This window comes from Muricomes intestini (genome assembly GCF_004346165.1).
Classification (GTDB): Bacteria; Bacillota; Clostridia; order Lachnospirales; family Lachnospiraceae; genus Muricomes; species Muricomes intestini.
On record NZ_SLZZ01000017.1, the window covers coordinates 1 to 26,372 of the forward strand.

At 42.4% G+C, this 26,372-nt stretch carries 19 protein-coding genes; 4 read left to right on the top strand and 15 right to left on the bottom strand.

What is annotated here, in order from left to right:
- Positions 1 to 178 precede the first annotated feature (178 nt).
- The 8 genes from EDD59_RS11860 to murB all read right to left on the bottom strand — a co-directional run bounded on the left by EDD59_RS11860 (position 179) and on the right by murB (position 10,097).
- Positions 179 to 2,605, bottom strand: coding sequence for a GH116 family glycosyl hydrolase (locus EDD59_RS11860; RefSeq protein ID WP_132382123.1), 2,427 nt, complete (start codon positions 2,603 to 2,605; stop codon positions 179 to 181).
- An 18-nt stretch (positions 2,606 to 2,623) separates the two neighbouring features.
- Positions 2,624 to 3,274, bottom strand: coding sequence for a carbohydrate ABC transporter permease (locus EDD59_RS11865; protein WP_132382125.1), 651 nt, complete (start codon positions 3,272 to 3,274; stop codon positions 2,624 to 2,626).
- 2 nt (positions 3,275 to 3,276) lie between these two features.
- A complete protein-coding gene (locus tag EDD59_RS11870) occupies positions 3,277 to 5,847 on the bottom strand; it encodes a GH116 family glycosyl-hydrolase (RefSeq protein WP_165920929.1) in 2,571 nt (856 codons plus the stop codon).
- Between the two features lie 107 nt (positions 5,848 to 5,954).
- On the bottom strand, positions 5,955 to 6,911 hold the full coding sequence (locus EDD59_RS11875; protein ID WP_132382129.1) for a diacylglycerol/lipid kinase family protein: 957 nt from the start codon (positions 6,909 to 6,911) through the stop codon (positions 5,955 to 5,957).
- Positions 6,912 to 7,090: 179 nt separating this feature from the next.
- A complete protein-coding gene (locus tag EDD59_RS11880; protein ID WP_132382131.1) occupies positions 7,091 to 7,345 on the bottom strand; it encodes an HPr family phosphocarrier protein in 255 nt (84 codons plus the stop codon).
- Entirely contained in the window at positions 7,342 to 8,301 is a 960-nt protein-coding gene (whiA, locus tag EDD59_RS11885; RefSeq protein ID WP_132382133.1) for a DNA-binding protein WhiA, read from the bottom strand. Before whiA ends, EDD59_RS11880 begins: the two co-directional genes overlap by 4 nt.
- A 10-nt stretch (positions 8,302 to 8,311) precedes the next feature.
- Entirely contained in the window at positions 8,312 to 9,190 is an 879-nt protein-coding gene (gene rapZ / locus EDD59_RS11890) for an RNase adapter RapZ (RefSeq protein WP_132382135.1), read from the bottom strand.
- A gap of 1 nt (position 9,191) precedes the next feature.
- Positions 9,192 to 10,097, bottom strand: a complete 906-nt coding sequence (gene murB, locus EDD59_RS11895; protein WP_132382137.1) for a UDP-N-acetylmuramate dehydrogenase — start codon at positions 10,095 to 10,097, stop codon at positions 9,192 to 9,194.
- 313 nt (positions 10,098 to 10,410) lie between these two features.
- Here murB and EDD59_RS11900 point away from each other — a divergent pair, with 313 nt between their 5' ends.
- Complete coding sequence (locus EDD59_RS11900; protein WP_132382139.1) at positions 10,411 to 11,712, top strand: HlyC/CorC family transporter; 1,302 nt, start codon at positions 10,411 to 10,413, stop codon at positions 11,710 to 11,712.
- A 63-nt stretch (positions 11,713 to 11,775) separates the two neighbouring features.
- Here EDD59_RS11900 and dapB read toward each other — a convergent pair whose 3' ends face one another.
- Positions 11,776 to 12,591: a 4-hydroxy-tetrahydrodipicolinate reductase gene (gene dapB / locus EDD59_RS11905; protein ID WP_330572087.1), complete on the bottom strand. Its 816-nt coding sequence runs from the start codon at positions 12,589 to 12,591 to the stop codon at positions 11,776 to 11,778.
- A gap of 127 nt (positions 12,592 to 12,718) precedes the next feature.
- On the opposite strand from dapB, the gene EDD59_RS11910 reads away from it, so the two are divergent.
- Positions 12,719 to 13,480, top strand: coding sequence for an N-acetylmuramoyl-L-alanine amidase (locus EDD59_RS11910; protein ID WP_132382233.1), 762 nt, complete (start codon positions 12,719 to 12,721; stop codon positions 13,478 to 13,480).
- Positions 13,481 to 13,674: 194 nt separating this feature from the next.
- The gene (locus tag EDD59_RS11915; RefSeq protein ID WP_132382141.1) at positions 13,675 to 16,269 is read left to right on the top strand and encodes a PEP/pyruvate-binding domain-containing protein; all 2,595 of its coding nucleotides are present in this window, start codon (positions 13,675 to 13,677) and stop codon (positions 16,267 to 16,269) included.
- Positions 16,270 to 16,454: 185 nt separating this feature from the next.
- On the opposite strand, the gene glmM is transcribed toward EDD59_RS11915, so the two are convergent.
- Entirely contained in the window at positions 16,455 to 17,804 is a 1,350-nt protein-coding gene (gene glmM, locus EDD59_RS11920; protein WP_132382143.1) for a phosphoglucosamine mutase, read from the bottom strand.
- A 115-nt stretch (positions 17,805 to 17,919) separates the two neighbouring features.
- Positions 17,920 to 19,374: an NAD(P)/FAD-dependent oxidoreductase gene (locus EDD59_RS11925; RefSeq protein ID WP_279233361.1), complete on the bottom strand. Its 1,455-nt coding sequence runs from the start codon at positions 19,372 to 19,374 to the stop codon at positions 17,920 to 17,922.
- A 155-nt stretch (positions 19,375 to 19,529) separates the two neighbouring features.
- Here EDD59_RS11925 and EDD59_RS11930 point away from each other — a divergent pair, with 155 nt between their 5' ends.
- Positions 19,530 to 20,327, top strand: coding sequence for an HAD family hydrolase (locus EDD59_RS11930; protein ID WP_132382147.1), 798 nt, complete (start codon positions 19,530 to 19,532; stop codon positions 20,325 to 20,327).
- Here EDD59_RS11930 and mtnA read toward each other — a convergent pair.
- From mtnA to EDD59_RS11950, 4 genes are all read right to left on the bottom strand, one after another.
- Positions 20,263 to 21,369, bottom strand: a complete 1,107-nt coding sequence (gene mtnA / locus EDD59_RS11935; protein WP_132382149.1) for an S-methyl-5-thioribose-1-phosphate isomerase — start codon at positions 21,367 to 21,369, stop codon at positions 20,263 to 20,265. The genes EDD59_RS11930 and mtnA overlap by 65 nt on opposite strands.
- A gap of 35 nt (positions 21,370 to 21,404) precedes the next feature.
- Positions 21,405 to 21,854: a ribose 5-phosphate isomerase B gene (rpiB, locus tag EDD59_RS11940; protein WP_132382151.1), complete on the bottom strand. Its 450-nt coding sequence runs from the start codon at positions 21,852 to 21,854 to the stop codon at positions 21,405 to 21,407.
- 84 nt (positions 21,855 to 21,938) lie between these two features.
- Positions 21,939 to 23,720 carry a glycoside hydrolase family 2 protein gene (locus EDD59_RS11945; protein ID WP_243117415.1) on the bottom strand — a complete coding sequence of 594 codons (1,782 nt, stop codon included), beginning with the start codon at positions 23,718 to 23,720 and terminating at the stop codon, positions 21,939 to 21,941.
- Between the two features lie 17 nt (positions 23,721 to 23,737).
- Complete coding sequence (locus EDD59_RS11950) at positions 23,738 to 26,359, bottom strand: GH116 family glycosyl-hydrolase (RefSeq protein ID WP_132382153.1); 2,622 nt, start codon at positions 26,357 to 26,359, stop codon at positions 23,738 to 23,740.
- Positions 26,360 to 26,372 lie beyond the last annotated feature (13 nt).

A 26,372-nucleotide genomic window follows, 5' to 3' on the forward strand; every position in this document is an offset into this window, starting at 1 on the left:
TCGATTCCACCCCAAGGGTACCGTCCTTGTTAAACAACCACACTACGGTTGCTAACCAAGGACATGTGCTGCGCTTCATCTCGCTGTGGCAGAGCACCATATGAATTTTCAGCAGCATATGCATACGAAAACAAGCTTTCTCCTGCCTACGCTGTCGAAAATTCGCATGGCTGAACTGTTACCAGAATCGGATATTAGGTCCACCTAATGGAACTATCTCTGAGATTATCTCCCCAGCATCCTGCCTTTCCTGATGATAGACTCCCCAGCTTTCCCCATTAGAATAAAAGCAAGTAAAATTATCTTCATTCACTTTCGGTGCAAATGAAATCTTCTGATTCGGTATATCAAATTTATATCCGGATAATGCAACTAACAGTCCCCACGCAGCCATAGAACGGGCATAATGGTGACCGCATTCTAGTTCATCATATGGGCTTCTGCGTTTTCCATCATACCTTTTTCGAATTGTTTTTACAATTTTCATTGCTTCAGGTATCAACCCTTCATAAATTAAGTGAACAGCCACCTGATACTCAATTCCTGTCCATATTTCATCGCTGTATACAAATGGCTGTTTAGGCCTGCCACCGTTATGCCAACTGCACAATATAAGTCCGCCCTCGTCCTGATAAGCATAAGCGCGTTGTACACTTTCATGATCCCTTAAACTTTCCCGGAAATTATACCGAAAAATCGATTCCACTGCTTTTTTTACGTGTTCCTTCGGTAGAATGTATCCTAAACCACATATGTGAGCCAACTCCTGCCCAAATAGCTGATCTGACAGACATCCCGCCCCATACTGATATTTATAGAAATCCACATCTTTTATCTTTTGCTGGTAATATTCCCCATTCCAGAGCTCATCATCCATTTTACTGTTTCCCTTTTGAGCCGTTTTCCGCCATTTCCTTGCCAGCTTCTTTTCGCCCATGTAGTCCGCCATTCGAGCTCCAGCTTCCAATGCAGCATACAACATGGAGTTCGTTAGAGAATTTATACCATAAAATTCAATGTCATATGTGTTGTGCTGCTGGCTGTCCAGCACACCATCCCCGTCTTTGTCCCAGTATTTTAAAGAAAATTCCAGTACCAGAACGACTTTCTCCCATACCTTCCTCAGAAAATTGTCATTTCCTGTTAACATCCACTCCCGATATACCCTTACAATAGCTCCAAGCTGACCATCGGTTGCGGGGAGCATATCCCATTTCCTGCCGTCCAAAAGTCTCTTCGCACGAAAAGCCATACTCCCTTCCTTGTCAGTTTCCTCCAGAAATTCTGTTTCCCTTGCACTAATTTCTAATTCAGGAAACAAAAACGCCAAAGCCTGTGCATAATTCCAAACATGTGTACATGTTCCTGCGCAGCTGCCCGCATGATCGAAGCATCCCTCCCAAGCAAAAAATCTACCATCTCCAATCCGAAAACAAGTATTAGATCTGAGTGCCGTAATTGCCGAAACCAGTGATTCTATTATGTCCTCATCCAGGGTAGTGCTGTACAAAGCATCGGCAAACATTCTGCTTTCCCTGTACAGTCTTTTTTCCTGCACAGTGAGGTAATGCATCACATCCGCCGCATCTTTCCACACGGTACTATAGTAATTCTTCCATATTTTCATATGTGATGTATCTGAAACATCTGCATGCCCATCCGGCCACCAACCATAACGATTGGGGAAATTCCATGTAAAATAGAAAACAAAATCTTTTGTTTCTCCCGGGGGGATAATTTCTTTTGCTGCAACAGAACCAACCAGACGAGGAATATCTGTAGCCTGAATATTAGAGCCCGCTGCCGTGGTTTCCACATCTGTACTCAGTTCCCCATCCGTTCTGAAATCCTGCCAGAATTCTTCTGCTCCATCCCACCAGCCTCCCAGCTGCCATTGCGGTTTCACTGTAACATTCTGATTTACTGAAGCAAGCATCATAGTCCCATATGTAGGATCTTCTCGCGCAAGTTCTTCACTGTCAAACAAAATTCCCTTCAGTCCAGCCCATGCCTTTTCAGTATTAACCGGTTTCCCCTTTTGCAATAGTTTATCAAATCCATCATAAGCTGTAAATCCGATATCATTGTACATTGTTCCACATATTGATACTTCCGCCGGTTGTTTTGCAGTATTTTCAACTTGATATTTCATCTGAAACCCCGGTATTCCTGAATCCTGGCTGTTCAAAGGGATAAATGGCGTATATGCTGTTAAGCTAACCTTCAGGGGATATCCGTCTCTCTCCAAAGAAAATTGATAAAAGGGATACTGTGTTGAGATACTGCATCTGTCAAATCGGGGAAGCCCTATTAGCTCCCCGGTAGGATGCCCAAGTGCTTTATCACTAATACCCTCAGGAGCAGCCTCCAGTACCATCGCTTTTATCTCATCGCCTATATGGCTCCATAGAGAAAAAAATGTATACGGTATTTTCAGTTTCTTATCAGGATGATTGTGAATCTCAAAATCACATAATCTCGCAGACCCATCTATGGAGATATTTCCTGTTCCAATTCCTCCCAGAAGAGCCCGGAAAGCCTGTTCCTTATTGGTATATCTTTTTGTGTTTTTTTCAATTTGTTCCTTATTCAAATATTTGCTCATAATAACATTCCCCCTTCTTTAACTCTTTAGTCCCGACATCACCACACTCTGCAAAATATACTTCTGCCCGAATATATACAATAAGGTGGGAATTATTAATGAAATCGCAACTCCTGCCAGAATCACAGATGTGCTTCCTGTTGCCATAGCACCGCTTAATGTTTTCAGTCCTAGCGGAAGCGTCATTTTGTCATATTTAGAAAGGAAAATCAAAGGATTTAGGAAATCATTCCATGAAGCCAGAAATGTCAGCATGGAAGTCATAATAATTACGGATTTTGACATAGGAAGAAAGATCCGTAAATAAATCGTAAAACGTCCTGCCCCATCTATATATGCCGCTTCCTCATAGCTCCCTGGGATGGTCATCATATACTGCCGGACAAAAAAAATATTTATAGGGTTAATAATCGCAGGTAAAATTAATGACCAATGTGTTCCTACAAGTCCCATCTTTGACATTACAAGATAGGTCGGAATCAGTTTTGCCTGACTTGGAATCATCATTCCCGCAAGAATAATCAAAAATACAACATTCTTCCCTTTAAACTTGATTCTGGCAAAAGCAAAACCTGCCATAGTAGAAATAAATAAGTTCGCAATTACCACAATTACCGCAATTTTAATACTGTTGAAAATCACCTGTGCGAATGGAAATGCTTGAAACACTTTTACATAATTTTCAAAGTGAAAGCTTGTTTATCCTGTATTATATACCCTAGTTTCTTACCTTCATATATGATTTTGCTTATCTCATCTGTTTCGATATCTATAGAATTGATTTTTAAGTGTCCATAACATACCTGAAGAGTGAAAATATCATTTTTTAAACCTGCCGTGCCAAATCCGGTATCTAAGGACCAGAAATATTTATAGTCGCCTTTTTCTATCGGGTGAAATCCAATCTCACCGCGATACATATCATAGCTAAACCCGCTGTACGCTAAAAGCAATGCATAGCTGGACATAGATCTTACATAGTTACTGCCACATTCTATTTCATTCCAAGGATTTCTTTTTTCTCCATCATATCTGTCTCTTACTGCTTTTACACACTCTCTCCCTTCCGCAATCAGCCCCTTCCTAATCATATGGCTGGCCGCCTGATATTCAAATCCTGTCATTGTTTCTCCCGCATATGGCACCGGAATAAAAGGCATTTTTCTATTCTCTGGATATGAGCATATCACAGTCCCTCGTTCATCATTCATACTGTAGATTCTGCAGGGATTCACAAACTCTCTCATATTGCCAATAAAGTTATATTTATAAATAGAATGAAGCGCCAGCCTGGTCTTCTCTTCTTCAAACACCTCTCCCAAGTTTAACATATCTGCATGCCATTGGCCCAGTACCTGATCAATCATACATCCTTCTCCTGCCTGATATTTCATTTCTTCTGCCTCGGTATTCCAATAACTAGCCACAGCATCTGGATCATGCATACTAAATCCTTCATGGAACTTTTCCAACATAGCTTTGTCCTTGAGATTTACCTTTTGATAAAAATATTCTCCATTGAACAGCATATGATTCAATCTTTCTTTTCCTGAATGGAAGATTGACATATATACAGACTGCGCCTCTTGATCCCCCAAAACTTGTGCCATTTTTGCTGCTGCCAGCAATCCACTTAAATACATGCCACTCAGCCATGCATTTGGACCGAATAACTCCATATCAAGTGTATGGTGCTGCCTTCCTTCCATAATCCCATCCCGGTTCATATCCCACTGATCAATGTTTTCCTTGTCCCAGGCATACTCAACACTTCTTTTTACCTCAGGCCAAATACCTTTCAGCCAATTTATATCTCCTGAAATAAGAAATTCCCTATATACTCTCAGCACACTTCCATATTGACCATCTACTGCCGGGCGATGATTACTGGGAGGTTCACCCAGAGGGAGCTGAACCCGGAATGCCAGCCCTCCAGCCTTTTGCATAGAATATGTATATTCATTTGTTCTTGCACTTCTCTCTAATGCCGGAAACAAAAAAGCCGGAGCATAAGCGTAAGACCACACATGAGTACACGTCCCTTCACATGAGCCCACATGTGCATGTACACCCTCAAATCCATAGAAAGAACCGTCCTCCAGGCGCAGGCAGGAAGGAGATTTCAAAGCCGCTATATTTGCAGTTACTGCATCCAGTACTTCCTCAGGAAGTGTACAGCTGAACATAGCTTTTCGATAAAGGTCTGTGTTCTTATATAATTGGCTAAAGTTCTTCATGCCATATATTGCACTGTCCCTAGACGTTGGAAACAACACAGCATAATAATTTTTCCATTTCTTTGCACGCCTTTGCGCAATCTCTTCTTTTGTTAAGCCTATATGCGTAATCTCCCAAAAGTTATGCATATAAGGATTTGACCAGGACAGTATAAACCTCACCCTTCTTCTTTCTCCGGAATTCAGGTTTATATGCGCAGCGAGCGTCGCTGTATCCGATGACCCATCAGAACCCGGATTCTTTCGGCTTTCTTTATAAGTCCTGTTTTTCAGCTTACCATATTGTGAAAATTCATTCCAAAATACTGAAGAATTGTCGAACCATCTTCCTCTGAACCAATATTCCTGATAGCTTACCTCCGTACAGTCTGTGGCAATAGTCAAATCTCCATACTCTGTTGTATTCTTTGTTTCATTATTTCCGAGAAAAATATAAGAAATCTTATCCTGTTTTTCATAGAGATGTGCTGTTTTTGTTTGACTGTAAAAATTATTACAAGACAAGGCAACCGTATATTTCAGTTTGCTTGATGTTGTATTTTCTATCTCTATTTCAAAAAATGCTGCCGGAATTGAGCTGTCATCTTCATTTGTGGGAATCAGCGGACTAAATGCAGTCATTTTAATAGCTCCCGGAAATTTTTCGTGGAAAAAGTTCACCTCTGCGATTGGATATTCACCATAAAAATCTACCTTTTCAAAATGAGGGAATCCAGCCATGGTTCCCCTGTCTGGTCCGAAACCATAGCCTGTATATAGAGGACGTTCTGTACATCCGATATAATTCTTGTTTAGGTCTCCCTGCAGAACTCTACAGTCAATAACATGTTCCTCATTCTCCACTTTTACAGCAAAATGAGTAAATTCAGCCGTTGTATTTTTGTTCGACCTATTTTTTATTTCAAAATCTACAAGTCCTCCATTACCTCCCAGACCAATACATCCAGTACCTATGCCGCCTAAGGGAAAAGAAATTTCCTTTGTCTTTGCTCCTTCATACCACATAAAAAGCCTCCTTTTATATTTTATATAATTTATCATACTGATTCAATATAAAAGGGTAAATGTAAAAATATCGGGTCTGCCGTACTTTTGTAGTGTTTATTTAAATATCATTCAAAATCAGATAAATTGTTTTTCTCTGTCAAAGCTTTTTTGCCCCCAACCAGCCTTTTAAGGTTCTTCTCCGCCACCATAATCTTCAACCCCTGCTTCTTATTCTTTATTACTACCTCATCATGCTCACCGCCAAACTCGCCATCCAATGTCCATGGAATCTCTTCCACAGACTCAAAGCAGATATCACCGGAGCGGAAAGAATACATATGCTTGGAATCAATTTGTTTCAGTACAAGTGCACCAATCGTTTCATTCAGTTCTATTGGATTCTTTGGCGCTTTAATCAATGTGACTTCAAACTGTCCGTCATCAAACACCACATCTTTGCCGATAATGCCTTTAAAACCGCCGACAGACCGTGAATTGGTCACCATTCCATACACAAATTCATCCTCTATCGTCTCTCCATCATGAGTTACCTTAATGTGATAGGAGGGAATGTTAAAAATCCGCTTTGTACCCTCCAGGACATAAGCCAAATGCCCCAGCACGTTCTTCATGCTCTGCTTTGTCTCATATGATACATCTGTAAACAGTCCGAAAGCTGCGATATAGACAAAAAAGTCATCATTAAAAACACCCACATCACAAGAAAAAGGGACACCGTTTGCCGCGGTATCTGCTGCCTCCAGCAAATTCTTTGAGATATGAAGGCTATTTGCGAAGTCATTCGTTGTTCCTGCTGGAATATAACCTATAGGAACCTGTTTCTCCCTTTTGAGCATTCCGGTCACTACCTCATCCAGAGTCCCATCACCGCCGCTGCAAACCACCATATCATAGTCTTCCTCATAGGAAAATGTTTTGGTAAGCGCATCATGATAACGCTGGGTAGGGTATACAGTCACCTCGTATCCCCCTTTAACAAAAATGTCCAGCACCTCGGATAATTTAGGTTTCAGCAGGCTTAAGCCTGCATTTAGGTTGTAAATAAACAGCATTTTCTTCATATATTCTAAGTCCTCCACTATACCAAAATGGATACTGCGAATTCCCCGAAGGGATGCGCGGCCCACCGTTCTTCTTGCTTATATGACACCATTATAAAAGAGGCTGCACAAAAGTACAACCTCTTTTCATTCTTTATTCTATTTTCAAAGTAGCAATCAGCCAGCAACACAATTAGCTGCTACTGCTTACACAGGAATGTTTTGATCCCTTCTGCAGCTTTCTGCTCATCTTCCCCTTCTGTTACAACCGTAAGCTTCTCGCCGTCTGTAAGGCTTAAACTCATCATCCCCATAATACTCTTTGCATTGATTTTCTTTCCATTCACCTGGATAAATATTTTACTTGCGTACTGGCTTGCCTCCTGTACTAACAATGCGATTGGTCTTCCGTCAAGTGCCTCTTCATGTTTTACAACAACCGGTGTTTCAATCATAATAATCCTCCTTGCTTTTGCCTTGCCTGTTCTGCCATTTCGCTCAGCTTGCGAAGTCTGTGGTTCACGCCAGACTTTCCAACGGGCGGTGATAAAAGTTTCCCCAGCTCTTTCAGGGTCGCGTCAGGATGAGTAAGGCGGGCAAGCGCCACTTCCTCAAGTCCCTCCGACAATTTTCCAAAACCTATCGTATCTCTCAGATATGTAATATCCTCCACCTGTTTAACAGAGGCTGATACTGTTTTGTTGATATTGGCAGTTTCACAATTTACCTTACGATTTACAGTGTTGCGCATCTCCTTCAGAATCCTGACATTTTCTAATTCCATCAGAGAAATATGCGCTTCCATGATGTTCAGTATATCTACTATCTGAGAACCTTCCTTCAAATACACAACATATGACTTTTTTCTCCGGATAATCTTTGCGTCCATAGAGAACCCGCATATGATTTCCTGAATCTGATGTGCCAGTCCCTCAGAAGCACAGACAATCTCAAAATGATATGATTTGTTTGGATCACTCATCGAGCCTGCGGCAAGAAAAGTGCCTCTGATAAAGGAGCGTCTGCAGCAAGTCTGCTGTATCACCAGCGGATTTACACTGTAAGCTTTTTCAGTTCCCGACTGATGCTCGTCTGTCAGCTTTGCTGCCTGAAGGATGCGAAGCGCATCTTCATGCCGCCTTACAATCACAGCATAAGAAACACTTTGCTTTAATATATTTCTTCGAGTAGAGATATCAGCTTCTATATTAAATGTTTTTTCTATTAATGTAAAGCACTTTCTTGCAACAGCCAGATTTTCCGAATGAACCTTTATGCTATAACGGCCATAACTGTCGGTAAATATGGAGCCGCACAGACTAATTAACGCTGCCAATTCTGCAATCTGACAATGCCTTGCTGTATTCCACTGTCTTGAAAGTTCTTCTTTCACCTTTCCTGAAAATGACATCTTGCTCTCCCTATTTCTCCTTTGTTATTACATCCTTCCCAATGTCCCGGTGTTCGATACGTACTCCATAACTTCCCTTCGGCTCCAGATATTGGTATAAGGCATTTGATAGAGTTACCGAACGATGCTTGCCGCCAGTGCATCCCACAGCAACTACAAGCTGATTTTTTCCCTCCAGGATATAATTGGGGATAAGAAAGTCAATCATTTCTGTCAGTTTATCCATAAATTCCCTGGCCTTATCATTGTCCATAACATAATTTTGAACCTCAGGGTCATTTCCGGTTTTCGGACGCAGCTCTTCAATATAATACGGATTAGGCAAAAACCGGACATCAAATACCAGATCGGCATCCCTGGGAATTCCGTATTTAAACCCAAAGGACATCACTGTTATATAAAGATTTTTGAAATCTTTTCCTTCTACAAAGATTTTTTCAAGCTCCAGCCTCAGCTCCCTTGTCAACATCTTACTTGTATCAAGTATATACGCAGCCTGCATTTTTAAGAACGCAATCTTCTCTCTTTCTTTTGCAATCCCCACATCGATGTGTCCCATACCTCCCAGAGGATGCTGACGCCTTGTTTCTTTGTACCTTTTTACAAGAACATCATCTGCCGCATCCAGAAAAAGAATCTCATAATGTATTCCCATTTTGTCAATTTGACCGAGCTCTCTTTCCAGTCCTTTAAAAGCCTGGCCGCCCCTGATATCTATACCCAATGCGACCTTGTCGATCTCAGTATCCCCAGCGGAAAACATTTCTGCAAATTTAGTCATCAAAGGTATGGGAAGATTATCCACGCAAAAATATCCTTTATCCTCCAGAACCTTTAAGGCTGTGGATTTCCCCGCTCCTGACATGCCGGTAACAATTACAAATCTCATGTCAAAATTCTCCTATCCGTTTCACTTCAGGGTTCAGTCTCACGCCTGAATCAGCCTCTACCTGGTCTATAACGTGATTCATTAAATCAACAATCTCTTTCGCCGTTGCCCCCCCTAAGTTTATCACGAATCCGCAATGCTTCGTCGAAACCTGTGCATTCCCAACACGGAAGCCTCTTAAGCCTGCGTCATCAATCAACTTTCCTGCAAAATACCCCTCAGGGCGTTTAAATGTACTTCCTGCACTTGGATACTCCAAAGGCTGCTTCGTCACACGTCTTTGCTTCAGTTCTTCCATAAGAGCACGGATTTCATCGGCATTTCCCGGTGTCAGACCAACTACCGCCTCAAGAACTACGTAATCGTTTTTTGCAATAATACTAGTTCTGTACCCCAGTTCCAATTCGTCCACTGACAAAGTCTTTATCTCCCCTTCCTGTGTCAAAATTGTGGTGCTCTCCAGAACATGGCTCATCTCACCGCCGTATGCCCCCGCATTCATCATGACAGCCCCGCCCATAGTTCCCGGAATACCGGAGGCAAATTCAAAACCTGTCAGGCTTTTGTCCAGCGCCTCCGCAGCAATCTTAGAAAGCAAGGCGCCGGCCTGTGCATGAATATGACTTCCTTCTGTCCTGATCCTGTTCAGGTTCTTATACAAATATATGATAACTCCTCTGTATCCTTTATCCCCTACCAGCAAATTGCTTCCATTTCCAAGGATATAATACGGGATATTCTTGTGCTTTAAGGAAACAATTAGTTCCTTTATTTCCTTCGGGCTGCCAGGTATAACGAAATAATCAGCAGGTCCGCCAACCTGGAATGTAGTATGCCTGCTCATAGGTTCATCTGTAAGTACCTTCTCCTCTCCCAGTATATTACACAGCTCTTCATATAAAACCATAAATGTTCTCCATTTCCTTTGAACTCTTCTTTTTCCAATCATACAACAAACCTCAAGGAAATTCAACTGAACTATAACATTGGGCTCTGCTGCATTTCGCTGTGGCAGGCTTGCAAAAGCAAATTAAATGATGTATATTTATTTTATGTATATATTTTTACTTTGCAGGCGACACCAAATCAGGTAAACTGCCCCGGTTCTGCTGGTTCTGCTTGAGTCAAAGACCCCGCAGCAGTCGCCAAATGGAAATGCAAGCATTTCCGCTTGGCTCGCTGCCCGCGGGAATAAATCTAATGAAGGAGTGAACATTTAATTGGACTCGGATGATGCCATACGATTTATCATATTAATTTTATTACTAATGTTGTCTGCCTTTTTTTCATCTGCAGAGACAGCACTTACTACTGTCAACAAAATCCGTATGCGTTCTCTGGCAGAGGAGGGAAATAAGCGGGCTCAAATGGTATTAGATATACTGGACAACCATTCCCGTAAGATATTAAGCGCAATCCTGATCGGCAACAATGTTGTTAACATAACTGCCTCCGCTGTGTCAGCTACACTGGCTTATGATTTCGGCGGTTACATGGTGGGCATTGCAACTGCCATCATCACTGTTGCAATTCTTGTATTTGGCAAAATTGTCCCCAAGAATATAGCAGCCGCAAATTCAGAAAAACGTTCATTGTCTTGCATACGTGTAATAAAAGTTTTTATGACATTAATGACACCTTTTATTTTTATTATCAATATTCTCTCACGGGGGATATTGTTCTTATTTAGGATTGACCCGGATACAAAAAACAGTACTATAACAGAGGCAGAACTGCGTACCATAGTGGATGAGGGACATGAGGACGGAGTTATTGAATCTGAAGAAAAAGAGATGATCTACAATGTGTTCGATCTGGGAGATGTCTATGCCAAAGATGTCATGGTTCCGCGTATTCATGTAACATTTGCAGATATAAACAGTACTTATGAAGAACTGATTGCTATTTTCAAAGAAGATAAGCACACACGGCTCCCCATATATGAAGAGACCACAGATAATATCATTGGTATTATTAATATGAAAGATTTGCTGTTATTCGAAAGTAAGGAAAGTTTTTGTGTACGGGACATATTGCGTGAGGCATATTTCACTTACGAGTATAAAAATGTCTCCGAACTCCTGGTAGAGATGAGAAGTGCTTCTTTTAACATTGCCATCGTCCTTGATGAATATGGCGAGACTGCCGGACTGATTACCCTGGAAGATATACTTGAAGAAATCGTAGGAGAGATTCGTGATGAATATGACGCCCATGAGGAGGAGTTTGTAAGACAGCTTGGTGAAAATGAGTACATCGTAGAAGGTTCTATGAGTCTTGATGATGTTAATGAACGGTTAGATCTGGAATCGGATCTTGAATTGGAATCTGAAGATTATGATTCTCTGGGAGGACTCATCATCGAATATCTGGACAGGCTTCCCGAAGTCGGAGATGAGGTCATAACAGAAAATGGAATCCGGCTGGTTGTGGAATGTCTCGATAAGAACCGTATTGAAAGTGTCCATGTATATCTGCCGGAAGACAGGACTGCGGTGAATATTCAGAATGAAGAAAACTAAAGAACACACCATTTTCAGGAGGGCAGACCAGTTGGGCGCTGCCTTCCTGAATAATTACAATATCTATATCTGAAGCACATCCTGAATGGTATAAAACCCCGGCTCTTTTCCGTCCAGGTATACAGCACAGTCACATGCGCCTCTTGCAAAGCATTCCCAGTTATAAGAATGGTGGGTAATTTCCAGCCGTTCTCCCATAAATCCAAAATATACTGTATGGCTGCTGGGTATGTTGCCTGCCCGAAGGGAATGATAACCAATGGTTCCCTTTTCTCTGGGAGCCATACCGTGCCTCCCGTAGACCGCAATATCCTCCAGCTCTTTTCCCATGACATGAGCCATGATTTCTCCCATCTCTTTTGAAGTTCCGCTCGGAGCGTCTTTCTTCCACTGGTCATGCATTTCCAGGATTTCAATATCAGCTTCCCGGCCGATTGTCTTTGCCGTAATTTCCAGAAGCTTATTCATTACATTTACAAGCTTGGAAGTATTAGCCGCATAGAGCACAGGAATTTCATTCCCTGCATCTTGAAAACATTGTATTTCGTCTGAAGAAAAACCCGTCGTCCCACACACAAGACCTTTCTTGTGAGCAATACATAGCTTTAGAACTTCCAGCCCCATTTCTCTTGTCGAAAAATCAATAATAACATCGCAGTCATCAATAACAGATTGAAGATTATCTACCACCGGAACTCCAAGATTAGTCCCGGTCATTGCGACCTGTCCAAGGTCTCTGCCGATATAGTCACGCCCTACGGGACCTACACCCGCAATCAACTCTATATTATCCTTTCCGGCGGCAATCTGCGTAATCAGACTCCCCATTTTCCCTCCCGGGCCTACCACGATTAGTTTCATTTCACAAACTCCCTTCATATATATTTTCTCCTGGATCATTACACTTATATTATCACAACAAAACAGAGATATCACAAAAATAAAGGAACTTCTTTTATATTTCTACATAACATAAAATAGAACAATTATGAAAGGACTTTTGATTATGCCTTCAATCATGTTAGATGCCGGACACGGCGGCCGTGACCCGGGAGCTGTATACAACGGCCGTCAGGAAAAGGACGATACACTGCGACTTGTGCTGGCCCTGGGTCCGATCCTGGAGAACCGTGGTTTCGACGTGGATTACACAAGAACAACCGATGTCTATGAATCACCTTATGAAAAAGCTATGCAGGCCAACAATGCAGGAGTAGATTATTTTGTTTCTATTCACCGCAATTCATTTCCTACCGACAATGTAGTATCTGGGGTAGAATCTCTCGTTTACAATGAAGAGGGAATCAAATTCCAGATGGCACAAAATATCAATGCACGGCTGGAAGATATAGGATTCGAAAATCTGGGAATCACTGCCCGGCCAAACCTTGTTGTTCTGCGCCGCACCAGGATGCCGGCAGTTCTGGTAGAGGTCGGCTTTATCAACTCCAATACAGACAACCAGCTGTTCGACGAGCACTTTGACGAGATTGCCCAGGCAATCGCCGACGGAATCGCTGAAACCCTGAATACAAGCAGTACTACTGTTTCTACAGAATATAGTGTTCAGACTGCAGCTTTTCGCAATCCGACCTATGCAAATCGTTTTTTAAACGAGCTGCTTGAACAGGACTTCCCCGCTTACATTGATGCTTCCAACGGTCTTATGCGGGTACGGGTAGGGCGCTTTAATACACTGGAAGACGCAACGGCAATGGAACAGCGTCTAAAAAGAGCAGGATATCCCACAGTCATTGTCAGTCAGTGATTCTGGGGTCTTGTGTCTCACTGCGGCTAAATGCCGGATGGAAATATTCACAGCCTGTCCTTTGCATGCAAGCTTACATGGGCAGGCTGAACTGTTACAATATTTTTGCTTTCCTAAATATTTATTTAGAACCTTTCTTTCATTTATGGTACACTGATGGTAACTAAAGTTCTTTAGCGAAATGGGGGGTACCTATGAATAGTATAAATCGTATTAGTACAGGTCTTCAGGGGGCGGATACCGTAATTGATTTCCTCCGTCTTGGCGACAATGTGGTCTGGCAGGTGGATTCTTTAGAAGCCTACGCCTTTGTCGCAAATAGATTTGTGTGCCAGGCTGTAAACGATAACAGACGCCTTATTTACATACATTTCGGGGATCATCCGCGGTTGGTGGACGAGTCTGCCCTCCGCGGGGCAGGGGCTGATTTCCAGATATATACCCTTAATGCAGGAGTAGGCTTTGAGTCCTTCACCAGTGCAGTTTACCGCATTATTACCTTCGAAGGACGGCAGGCTTTTTATGTATTTGACTGCCTTAGCGAGCTTCAAAAATACTGGTGTTCTGACCTGATGACGGGGAACTTTTTCCAGGTCACCTGTCCCTACCTGTTTGAGTTGGATACTGTCGCGTATTTCGCCCTTTACAGGAATGCACATGCACAGGATACTGTTGCGCGTATCAGGGAGGTCACCCAGGTTCTTCTGAACCTCTATACCATCGACCGCCAATACTATCTCCACCCTTTAAAAGTGTGGGAGCGCTATTCCCCGGTTATGTTTCTCCCCCACCTGCTGACAGAGTCCACGGCAGAGTGTATTACCGATAGTGCCAGCACTGCTGAACTCTTTTCTACGCTGCAGATTCAGACAAAGAAACTGGATTACTGGGATATTCTTTTTGAGGAAGCAAAGCCTTACCTGGACGCCCCCTTGTCAGAGCAGGCTCCTACAAAAGATACTCTCCTTAATCTCCTGGTCGGAAAGGAATCCCGTATTACTTCTCTGTGCCGGGAATATTTTACTTTAAAGGACCTAATAGAAATCGAAGCCAGGGAAATCGGAACAGGATATATCGGCGGAAAGTCAATAGGTATGCTGCTTGCGCGGAAAATCCTGGAGACAAGGACGCCTCACATATGCAAAGGTTATCTGGAAATGCACGACTCTTACTATATAGGCTCCGATGTCTTCTACACTTACATCGTACAGAATGGCTGCTGGCATCTCCGCATGGAACAGAAAAAGAAGGATAAATATTTTTCAGCTGCCCCCAAGCTTCAGGAAAGGTTAATGGCAGGCAATTTTCCGACTACCATCAAAGAGCAGATTATGCTGATGCTGGAATATTTCGGACAGTCGCCTATCATTATCCGCTCCAGCTCTCTGCAGGAGGACAATTTTGGAAATGCTTTCGCAGGAAAGTATGAAAGTGTTTTCTGCCCCAACCAGGGGACCCCGGAAGAACGTTACAGTGCTTTCATGGAAGCCGTCCGCAAAGTATATGCCAGCACTATGAACCGGGAGGCACTTGAGTACCGCCAAAACAGAGGGCTGGCGCAAAAGGACGAGCAGATGGCCCTTCTGGTGCAGAGAGTTTCAGGAGATTATCACGGAAGTTACTTCTTTCCCCACTGTGCGGGCGTTGGAAATTCATCAAACCTGTTTGTCTGGGATAAAAATACTGATTCCTCCAAAGGCATGCTCCGCCTCGTATTTGGAATGGGCACCAGAGCCGTGGATAGGGTGAACACCGATTATCCACGGATTATCACTCTTGACAAACCGGAGAGGCCTCCCCTGCTTGCCTATGGAGATGAGCGAAAGTTTTCTCAACATTATGTGGACGTAATCAATCTGGAGGAAAACAAGTTTCAGACTATTTCACTGGAGGAAGCTGCAGAACTGCCCTTGAAAACAAATATCCGTCTTTTTCTCGAGCCTGATCATGAACTTGCCAGGCAGTTCAGGGAAACCGGGCAGAGAGGCCGGAAAATTCCCGATATCATCAACTTCTCCCGCCTGCTGCGCCATACAGATTTTGCGAAGGTCATGGAAGATATTTTGACTATACTGTCTGCAGTTTACGACTACCCTGTGGACATTGAGTTTACCTGCAATTTTAAAGACAAGGAGCGTTACCGGATTAATCTGCTGCAATGCCGTCCGCTCCAAACCAGAGGACTGGGAAAAACCATTAAGTTTCCCGAAAGACTGGACAAATCCCATTATTATTTTGCTTCTGCCGGAAACTTTATGGGAGGAAATGTAAGACTCCCGGTACAATACATTGTTTTCGTCAAAATCAAACCCTATTTAGAGTTAAATGAATCACAGAAATATGCTATAGCCAATCAGATAGGAGTGTTAAACCATATATTAAAAAATAAGCATGCCATCCTTGTTGGCCCCGGGCGCTGGGGCACTACCACACCATCTTTGGGCGTGCCCGTCCGCTTTACAGATCTCTGCAATATGGATGCCATATGTGAGGTTTCCTATGACAGCCTGGGCCTGATGCCTGAATTATCCTACGGAAGCCATTTTTTCCAGGACATTGTAGAATCCAATATCTTCTATGCGGCCCTATTTCAAAAAGATGCAAAGGTTCATTTTAATGAAGATAAAATACTTACAAAAGAAAATGTATTGGAAAATCTCTTGGAGAACTCTAAGGAAGAAGTGATTTATTCAGATGTGATACATGTAGCAGATTTAGGTGACGATGGCGGTGAAATCTATTCAGATATTGTGGAGCAGAAGTTAATTTGCACAGACAAACACCTGTGAAATATAATCAAGGGACTGTTAATATGATGTAGGGGTCAAAATACCTTTTAACCCCTACATCATATTATTGCTTTATCATGTCTATGTCAATTCAAATATAATGATTTGGCAATGTTTATTTAGCTTTCAGTTTTTCACACAATCGCAGGATATCAGGCTCGAAAACCTGCGGTTTCCTCCGCACTTTATGCTTCAGCAACCAGCTTCTCAGCTTCCAGGACTTTTACTACCTGCTTTACATATTTTTCACAGATATCATCAGCAGGCGCTTCTACCATAACCCTGAGAACCGGCTCTGTTCCACTCTCACGTACAAGAATCCTTCCGTCACTTCCCAGCGCTTCTGTCACTTCTCCTATTGCCTTAATCACTGCCGGATTTTCTCTTGCGGTTTTCTTATCTGTCACCCGGACATTCTGTAGCAGCTGGGGATAAATCTTCACTTCTTCAGACAGGTGAGCCAGGGTCTGCTTCTTCTCCATAATGACTTCCATGAGCATCAGTGAAGTCAGAATACCATCGCCAGTTTTTGCATATTTGCTGAAAATAATATGACCGGACTGCTCTCCGCCAAGCACATAGCCGTTCTGCAGCATATTTTCATATACATATTTATCTCCCACGGCAGTCTGCTCGTATCTCATTCCTATATTATCGCAGGCTTTATAAAGTCCAAGGTTTGACATCACGGTAGTGACGATGGTGTTGTCCGCAAGACGTCCCTGCTCCATAAGATATTTTCCACAGATGTACAGAATTAAATCTCCATTTACCACATCTCCATTTTCATCTACAGCGATACATCTGTCTGCATCGCCGTCAAACGCAAATCCTACATCCAGCTTATTGTCCTTCACAAACTGCTGCAGCACTTTTATGTGGGTAGAACCGCAGTTTGTGTTAATATTTGTCCCGTCCGGGTCATTGTTTATAACATAAGTTTTGGCACCTAAAGCATCGTAAACACTCTTGGCAATACTGAAAGCACTTCCATTTGCGCAGTCCAGTCCAATCTTCATATCCTTAAAAGAGCGGGTTGCAAGGGAAATCAAATGTCCGATATAGCGGTTTCTTCCGGCAGCGTAATCGATTGTGCGGCCTATGTTCTCTTTTATCGCCAGAGGCAGTTCTTCAATCTTCCCGTCGATATAATCTTCAATTTTTTCTTCTACCTCCGCCTCCATCTTGTGTCCCTGTCCATTAATAATCTTAATGCCATTGTCATAAAACGGATTGTGGCTTGCTGAAATCATAATTCCACAGTCAAAATCTTCTGTCCGCACTACGTAAGACACACTGGGAGTCGTAGTTACATGGAGCAGGTAAGCATCTGCCCCCGATGCTGTAAGGCCGGATGCCAACGCATATTCAAACATATAACTGCTCCTTCTCGTATCCTTTCCAATCACAATTCTCGCTTTATGCTCACGCCCGAAATACCAACCCAGGTAGCGCCCTGCCAAAAAAGCATGCTCTACAGTCAGTACCACATTTGCTTCGCCTCTAAAACCGTCTGTTCCAAAATATTTTCCCATATGTTTCTGCCCTCCTGAATAGTTACAGTAACATTATATGATACCGGGGTCAAAAGGCCATGCGTTTCATGCTTGCATGGAAAAGCATGGCCTTTTGACCCCCACATCATTATATTTAATTTTCCTGCGATATACAACCTTTTTCTAAAATTGCCCTTGCCACACACAGCCCGTTGGCTGAGGCCTGCTGCAGTCCTCTGGTCACGGAGGCACCGTCTCCCATAGCCCGAAGCCCCTTAACATTTGTCTCAAACTTCTCATTCACAAGGACTTTATTTGAATAGAATTTCACCTCTACACCATACAGAAGGGTCTCATCACTGGCAATTCCCGGTGTTACATTGTCCAAAGCCTTAATCATCTCATCAATAGCTACCATAATACGGTGAGGAAATACAAGAGAGAGATCCCCCGGCACTGCATCCTTCAGGGTCGGTGTAATATTGTTGCGCATCAGTCTCTCTTCCGTAGTCCGTCTGCCTCTTCTGAAATCCCCATATCTCTGAAGTAAAATACAGCCTCCGCTGAGCATATTTCCCAACTGGGCAATCTGTTTACCATATTCAATAGGGGATTTGAAGGGTTCTGTGAAATTCTTTGACACAAGAAGGGCAAAGTTCGTGTTGTTCGTCTTCATGTCCTGGGACTTATAGGCATGACCGTTTACAACAGCCAGTCCGTTTTCATAATACTCTGTTGCTACCTCTCCGGATGGATTTGTACAGAACACTCTCACCTTGTCATCAAAGGTCGGTGTGTAGTATACCAGTTTGGCTTCATACAGTTTATCATTTAATTCTTTCATGATTTCGTCCCGGACTTCCACGCGGACACCTACGTCCACGGTTCCGTTCTTCGTCTCAATACTGTGCCCCTTACACACATGGGAGAACCATTCTGAACCCTCACGGCCCACTCCGGAAACAATCTCCGGTGCATAGTAAGTCTCACTCTTATCCGTTATAACTCCCTTGGCAACGCCGTCCTCGATGATAATATCTGTCACCATAGTTCTAAATAGAATCTCCACACCTGCATCCAGGAGATGGTGCTGCAGGCGGGTATATATCTTGTACCCCTCTTCTGTTCCCAGATGGCGGATTGGACATTCAATGAGCTTTAAGTTCGCCCGTATTGCTTTTGTACGGATATCTGTAATCGCCTGTTGGTCCTCAATGCCGTACACCTTCTTATCTGCACCAAACTGCAGATAAATGCTGTCCGCCTCATTGATCAGTTCCGTTGCTTTTTCATAGCCCAGGATTTCCGGAAGGGTTCCTCCGACATCCGGTGACAGGGACAATTTACCGTCCGAAAATGCACCGGCCCCTGCAAATCCCGTTGTGATTGAGCAGGGCTGACAGCCGACACAGACCTTTGTTTTCCTTTTAGGGCAATTTCTCTCCTCAATGGAACGTCCCTTCTCAATCATCAGTACCTTTATATCCGGATTCTGACGCTTTAATTCATATGCACAGAAAATACCAGACGGACCGGCACCTATTATCACTACATCATATTGATTCATGTTATCCCTCTGCTTTCTATTTTTCCTACTATAGGATAGTATCACACATTTTCCCGGAGAACAAGGCTATACAATCTGTCACTTTTAGGGTAATATATAAGAAGTACAACCTTTCTGCACGGATGTGGTTCACTGCTTTACAGTTACAGGCTTAAATCCGCCTCACCCAACTGTAATTGAATAATAGGAGGTTTATTATGATTAAGTTAGTGGCAAGTGATTTGGATGGCACACTCCTTCAGGGGGGTGCTCAGAAGCTTACCCCACGTGCCGTAGAACTGATACATGAGCTTACACAAAAAGGGATACATTTTGTGGCTGCCAGCGGAAGGCAGTATGACAACCTGAGAAGACTCTTTGATGAGATTAAAGATGAAATTTCTTATATAGCAGAGAACGGCTCCATCTGTGTACATCAGGGAACGGTCATCTCCCGGACCACAATTGCCGATGATCTGGCTGCAAGAATCATCGCGGAGATTAAAAGACAGGCACATTTTGAAATCGTACTGTCCAGAGAAGATTCCTGCTTTATAGAGAACCATGACCTGGCATTTGTCAACCATATTGTAAATGTGATGAAAAATACTACACAGATTGTGGAGGATGTTTCAAAGGTAGAAGGCCCCATTTTGAAAATTGCTGTCTGTAATATGAAAGACGGTGTCCATATCATAGATAAATATCTTAAATATCTCCAGGATATGTTCGGGGACGAGATAAAAGTTGTAACTTCGGGAAATCTCTGGATTGACTTCATTGCACCGGGCTCTAACAAAGGAACTGCTCTTCAGGATCTGATGAGTCTCTTCAATATAAAGCCGGAAGAATGCATGGCCTTTGGAGATCAGTACAATGATGTGGAAATGCTTCAGCTTGCCGGCACCAGCTATGCAATGTCAAATGCGGCGCCGGGGATTGCTTACTATTCTACTTATGTAACGGATTCTGTGGAGGAAGTCCTTGAGGATCTGGCCGCTGAACCAGATTTTTAATAGACACCTCATAGGGGGCCTGCACGACTCCATATTCTGTCACAATACCTGTAATTAATTCATGGTCCGTCACATCAAAGCACGGATTATATACTTTGACACCTTTCGGTGCCATTCTCTTTTCATACCACATTTCCGTAATTTCCTCGGGCGGGCGCTCCTCTATAGGGATTTTGTCCCCTCCAGACAGGGATATGTCAATCGTGGATGTGGGCGCACATACGTAAAATGGAACTCCATAGTGCCGGGCAACAGCCGCTACTACGGAGGTGCCAATCTTATTTGCCGTATCTCCGTTGGCAGCAACCCGGTCACAGCCCACGAATACTGCGTCTATCAGCCCTTTTTTCATAACTGCCCCTGACATATTATCACAGATAAGAGTCACATCCAGCCCTGCCTCCTGAAGCTCAAATGCCGTGAGCCTGGCACCCTGCAGCAAAGGTCTTGTCTCGTCAACATAAATGTGGAAGCCGTAGCCTTTTTCCTGTCCCAGATACATGGGGGCCGTTGCTGTTCCATATTTTACCGTTGCCAGCTGTCCCGCGTTGCAGTGTGTGAGCAGTCCATCCCCCGGCTTTACAAGAGTAAGAGCATTCTCCCCTATCCTGCGGCACACCTCGATATCTTCGCTGCGGATATTGACAGCTTCCAGACGTAATAATTCTTTCACCTCATCGATTTCGGAATCCATATGCTCCTTCACCACCGAGTCCATTCTGTCCAATGCCCAGAAAAGATTTACCGCCGTAGGTCTGGACGTAGCCAGATAATCCTTTGCCTTCCGGAACTTTTCATAGAACACTTGCATGTCAGAAACTTCAGCATTTTTTACCGCCACATATACTCCTATGGCTGCAGCCACACCGATTGCCGGCGCCCCTCTGACCTTCAAGAGGTAAATAGCTTCCCAGATGTCCTCCACCTCCGTCAGCGAAAGCATTTCAATCCTGCCGGGAAGCTGTGTCTGATCCACGATTACCAGCGCACTGTTTTTTTCATCCAAAGAAACAGTATTATATTCTAAAATTGTTTTTGGCATAAATTGGTCTCCCTCTCCTGACACGGATAAGATGCCTACTCCCAGCGTTCCTCTATTTCAGTGATCATGTTCACTCTTCTCTGGTGACGTCCGCCTTCCTCAAAATCAGTGTCCAGCCATACTTCCACAATCATCTTTGCAAGCTCCACTCCAATTACCCTGGAGCCAAATGCCAGTATATTACAATTGTTATGCATCCTTGCCATGCGTGCTGTGAAAGGTTCACTGCATACCGCGGCGCGCACACCTTTCACCTTGTTTGCAGCCAGTGAAATTCCAAGTCCTGTTCCGCAGATCAATATACCCTGATCCACCTCATGATTGACGACAGCCCGCCCCACAATCTCACCATAGGTGGGATAATCACAGCTGTCCCCGCAGTTTGTCCCGTAATCGACAACTTCATGTCCTCTTTCTTTCAAAAACGAAATAATCTCGGCCTTCATTTCCAAGGCCGAGTGATCATTTCCAATGCCAATTTTCATTTTGCTTCTCTCCTTTTAGAATACCGTTCAATAGTACAACTTTATTTTCTAACAGGAAGAGAAAATTGTCAAGGTGAACCTGTTTCATTTCATTTTTTCATTAATTTTGCGAATGATTTCAGGATCAATTTTAGCTTTTCTATGTATGTCCAGCAAACCATTAGTTTCTTGTTGCACGTCTGTAACTTGTGTGTAGCAGTAACCGCAGATATATGGGATTTTTTTAATTGTTGAGGTGATTTTATCAAACCTGTCAATAAATTCTTCTTCTGATTCAACTTTATTACCATAGCCCCATCCTGATTCATCTCCACTAAAGGCAATCCCACCAAACTCACTAATCATAATCGGTTGACCATTATATTGATACCCATTTGCGAAAGCAGACTTCCCTCTGCAATGGTATACAGATGTATCAAGAATTTCATTCTTAAATTTCGTATACCGTTCAAAAAATTCATCTCCAGACTCTTCATAATCATGTAAAGTAATAATATCCGAAACTGTATGTTCCCAACCATCATTTACAACTACAGGCCTATATTTATCTATGCTTTTCGTGAGATGATAAACGGCTTCTGAAAAATGTTGTTGCATCCGGTCTGTTTCCACATTCTTAAAGCCCCACGATTCATTGAGAGGGACCCACGTAATTATGCAGGGATGGTTGTAATTTTGTTTTACCATTTCCATCCACTCCTTGATAAACATGGTTACAGACCTATCAGAATATACATAATTTGACGGTGCCTCACTCCAAACAAGAATTCCTTTCACATCACACCAGTACAGAAACCGTTCATCTTCGATTTTTTGATGTTTTCTAATCCCATTATAACCAAGTTCAACTATCTTGTCTAAGTCCACTATTAGAGCCTCCTCATTTGGTGGCGTTAAATGAGATTCCTCCCAATAGCCTTGATCCAGAATTAGCTTCTGATAAATTGGGCATCCATTCAGTAGAATATTTGGTCCATCAATTCGAATCTCCCTCATGCCAAAATAGGATTCCACCACATCTTCCAATTTTTCATTGACATATAAATGAAATTCTATATCATACAAATTGGGGGTTTTAGTAGTCCAGACTTCTATTCCCCATTCTGTACCTGTATAATTCACCCCTCGTAAATCAATTGTGTCACGAATTACATTTTTATCAACCATTACTCTGCTTTTCGCGACCTTTCTCCCTTTAAATGAAATTGTTGCTTCTACATCAATATCTGTTGTATTATCATTTAATGTATTCAATATATCATACTCTAATTCTAACTTGCCCCGCTCTACAACAGGTGTCATTTTGACACCTTTAATACTAATCACAGGAACACGCTCCATCCAGACAGACTTCCATATTCCAGTTGTCTGCACATACCAGCATCCAAAGCTGTTTTCCAGCCAGCGCTGCTTTCCCCTTGGCTGCTGTGGATCCAGGCTATCTTCAACCTTTACCACAATGTTATTGATACCCTTAATTACATGTTGTGAAATATCTAGGCTAAATCTTGTATGCCCGCCCTCATGGACACCTATATGTATACCATTTATCCATACTTTTGTTCTATAATCATTTCCTTCAAAATGTAGAATCAAATTCTCTTCAGAACACTTTTCCCCTATATATATTTTTTTTGAATACCAGATGTTCTCATGGATGGATTCATCTGCAATTCCGCTTGCTTTCGTCTCATAGGTAAATGGCACCTCTATTTTTTGTGCTTCCGGAAATAGTTTAAACCATCCTTCCTTCTCGCCAATATTATTATCATCAAAAGCAAAATCCCATTCACCATTCAGCAGCTCCCAATTTTTTCTAACAAACTGTGGTCTTGGATAATCTCTTATGTAACACTGCATCTCCATATATTTTTCATATCCTCCTAGTTAATAGTGACTTTAAGTTCATTTTCAGCATCCAATTTGACTATACTAAAAAAGCAAATTCTATCTTTTTTCAATTGATACTCCATTTCTTTTCCACTAACCTTTGCCTCTTTTGGTGTCACTCCCTTGGGAAGTCCAAACTCACACATTTGGAGATTACCATAAAGTAACTTAAGTGATAGCAAACTCTCTGTTAATGTATACAGCCCCCAGCCTGTTTCCATACTAAAAAAGACAGTAAAAGGTACTTCCTTTGAAGAAGGGTCAAAACCAATATAGCCCCTAGAGATATTTACCTTATAACCACTTATAGAGGGTATCAGCGAAAAACTCGCCATGCTCCTTGCATAGTTACTCCCACATTCAAACTCATTCCATGGATTTCTTTTTTCACCGTCAAACCGCTCTCTGGTTTTTTTCACGATGTCAAACCCTTCTTCCAACATGCCCTCCTGAATCATATGTGCAGCAGCCTGATATTCCAAACCACAGAAAACCTCATCAGCATAAGTCAATGGAACAGAAGGCCTTCTAGCATTTTCTGGCCATCCACATACTTTCACATAGCTTTCGTCATCTAATGCATATACCCTTCCTGCATTGAATGAATTTCTTGCACATTTTACTCTATTATACTTATAGATTGAGCGCAGTGCCGACCTCACTTTTTCTTTGTCAAAAATATCCCCTAGATCACAAAGATTGGCATGCCATTGAGCAATCACCTGATCCGTTGCACAGCCATTTTCTATTTGATACTTTATCTCCCTTTTTTCCTCATTCCAGTATGCATCTTCCGCTGTAAATCCATCAATAGATAGAATCTTATCGTATCTTCTCAATAACGACTTATCTTTTAAATCAATTTGCTGAATGTAATATTCTCCATTAAATAAATTCTCATCTGTCCATTTCTTCCCCTTTTTAAATAACTCCAGATATTTTTTTTCCTCTCTTTTGTAACCCAATTCGCTGGCAATCTTACTGCCAGAAAGTAAGGCTGCCAAATAGAATCCATTCAGCCATCCACTGGGCCCAAACAACTCCATATCCATAGTATGATGCTGTCTGCCCTCCATAACTCCATCCTGGTTCTCGTCCCATTTGTCCTCATTAGTATCTGCCCAGGCATATTCAATACTTTTTTTCACGCCATTCCACTGCTGCTCTAGCCAAGTCCTATCGCCACACAGTAAATATTCCCTCCATGTCTTAATCACTCCCCCCATTTGTCCGTCAACACAGGGTCTGAAATCAAATCGTTTTCTTCCAAGGGGTAGCATCAGGCGAAAGGACATTGCTCCATCTTCCCTCTGATTGTATTTGAAATCCAATTCTCTCATACTTCTTTCCAATTTGGGAAATAAATAGGGTAAGGCATATGCGTAATTCCACACATGAGAACAGCTTCCTTCACAAATTCCTTCTTCCAGTCCGCTTCCTTCAAATCCATAAAATTCACCATTTTCCAAACGAAGACATGTGGCTGTTTTAAGAATTGACAGGTTAGAAGAAACAGCCTCCATACACTCTGAAGGCAAACTCGTTTGAAATAATGCATCTTTAAATAATTGAGTATCATTGTACAAACGTTTCCAGTTCTCAATACAATATCTTGCACATTCGTTTGAACTATTTATAAGCTTTGTATAATAATTCTTCCATATAGTTGGCTCCTTTTTCCCTTTTTCAGGGTTCCATGCATTGACACAGTTTGGAAAATACCAGGAAATAATAAAGCGTACTGCTTTTCTATCTTCAGGATTTAGCTCACAATGGGCTGCCAGGGTTCCTGGTTCTTCTCCATTTAGCATATATGGTTTCTTAGCATTTCCAGCTATACTTTGATAACTTCTGTTATGTAGCTTTCCCCCGGCAGATACATCATCCCAGAAAGCTCCTAAACTATCAAACCACTGGCCCCGATACCAATATTCCTGCCAGCTTATATCGGAATGATCCGTAGCCAGACAAAGGTTTCCCCATATAGTTGCCTTTTCATCCATGCCCTCACATTCATAGCTAATGTAGGAAAATTTGTCTTCTGTGTGAAATTCATTTTTTGTTGTGCCATAAGGCAAGGGGTTATTCAAAGTAAAAAAAGCTGTATAGTCTATTTTCTCCTTTGAGTTATTAATGAACTCAATTTCAAAAAATGCTGCCGGCAAAGAAGAGTCCTTATCATTAAGTGGAATAAAAGGATTAAATGCTCTCAGTTTCACCTGTCCCGGAAAATTTGCATCTGTGAAATCTATCTCAGCGAATGGATATTCTCCTTTAAACACCCAATCTTCAAAATGTGGAACCCCTGCCAGTGTTCCCCGATAAGGGCCCATTCCATATCCAAAGCCGCCATTCCCCCGGTAAACATTCTTTGTTTCACCACCAATTGCAGCATTCGTCCAATCTCCGTGAAGTGCTCTTTTGTCAACCACTTTTCCCTCTTTTTCTGCACGAACCATGATATGTGAGAATGCATTTGCTGTATTCTTATAAGGATGACCATATATTTCCCAGTCCTTCAGCATTCCATTTCCGGCCAGCCCTATGCAGCCGCTGCCTATTCCGCCTAACGGAAATGATATTTCTTTTGTTTTCTTTTTTCTGTATTCCTTCATCTCTTTATTACTC

Excerpts from the sequence above, each read along its gene's own strand:
- whiA (WP_132382133.1), bottom strand. The coding sequence starts at position 8,301 with ATGTCATTTTCAGGAAAGGTGAAAGAAGAACTTTCAAGACAGTGGAAT.
- dapB (WP_330572087.1), bottom strand. The coding sequence starts at position 12,591 with ATGAAGGGAGTTTGTGAAATGAAACTAATCGTGGTAGGCCCGGGAGGG.
- EDD59_RS11880 (WP_132382131.1), bottom strand. The coding sequence starts at position 7,345 with ATGATTGAAACACCGGTTGTTGTAAAACATGAAGAGGCACTTGACGGA.
- EDD59_RS11915 (WP_132382141.1), top strand. The coding sequence starts at position 13,675 with ATGAATAGTATAAATCGTATTAGTACAGGTCTTCAGGGGGCGGATACC.
- EDD59_RS11930 (WP_132382147.1), top strand. The coding sequence starts at position 19,530 with ATGATTAAGTTAGTGGCAAGTGATTTGGATGGCACACTCCTTCAGGGG.
- EDD59_RS11875 (WP_132382129.1), bottom strand. The coding sequence starts at position 6,911 with ATGAAGAAAATGCTGTTTATTTACAACCTAAATGCAGGCTTAAGCCTG.
- EDD59_RS11910 (WP_132382233.1), top strand. The coding sequence starts at position 12,719 with ATGCCTTCAATCATGTTAGATGCCGGACACGGCGGCCGTGACCCGGGA.
- EDD59_RS11870 (WP_165920929.1), bottom strand. The coding sequence starts at position 5,847 with ATGTGGTATGAAGGAGCAAAGACAAAGGAAATTTCTTTTCCCTTAGGC.
- EDD59_RS11860 (WP_132382123.1), bottom strand. The coding sequence starts at position 2,605 with ATGAGCAAATATTTGAATAAGGAACAAATTGAAAAAAACACAAAAAGA.
- EDD59_RS11950 (WP_132382153.1), bottom strand. The coding sequence starts at position 26,359 with ATGAAGGAATACAGAAAAAAGAAAACAAAAGAAATATCATTTCCGTTA.
- glmM (WP_132382143.1), bottom strand. The coding sequence starts at position 17,804 with ATGGGAAAATATTTTGGAACAGACGGTTTTAGAGGCGAAGCAAATGTG.
- EDD59_RS11945 (WP_243117415.1), bottom strand. The coding sequence starts at position 23,720 with ATGGAGATGCAGTGTTACATAAGAGATTATCCAAGACCACAGTTTGTT.
- rapZ (WP_132382135.1), bottom strand. The coding sequence starts at position 9,190 with ATGAGATTTGTAATTGTTACCGGCATGTCAGGAGCGGGGAAATCCACA.
- rpiB (WP_132382151.1), bottom strand. The coding sequence starts at position 21,854 with ATGAAAATTGGCATTGGAAATGATCACTCGGCCTTGGAAATGAAGGCC.
- murB (WP_132382137.1), bottom strand. The coding sequence starts at position 10,097 with ATGGTTTTATATGAAGAGCTGTGTAATATACTGGGAGAGGAGAAGGTA.
- mtnA (WP_132382149.1), bottom strand. The coding sequence starts at position 21,369 with ATGCCAAAAACAATTTTAGAATATAATACTGTTTCTTTGGATGAAAAA.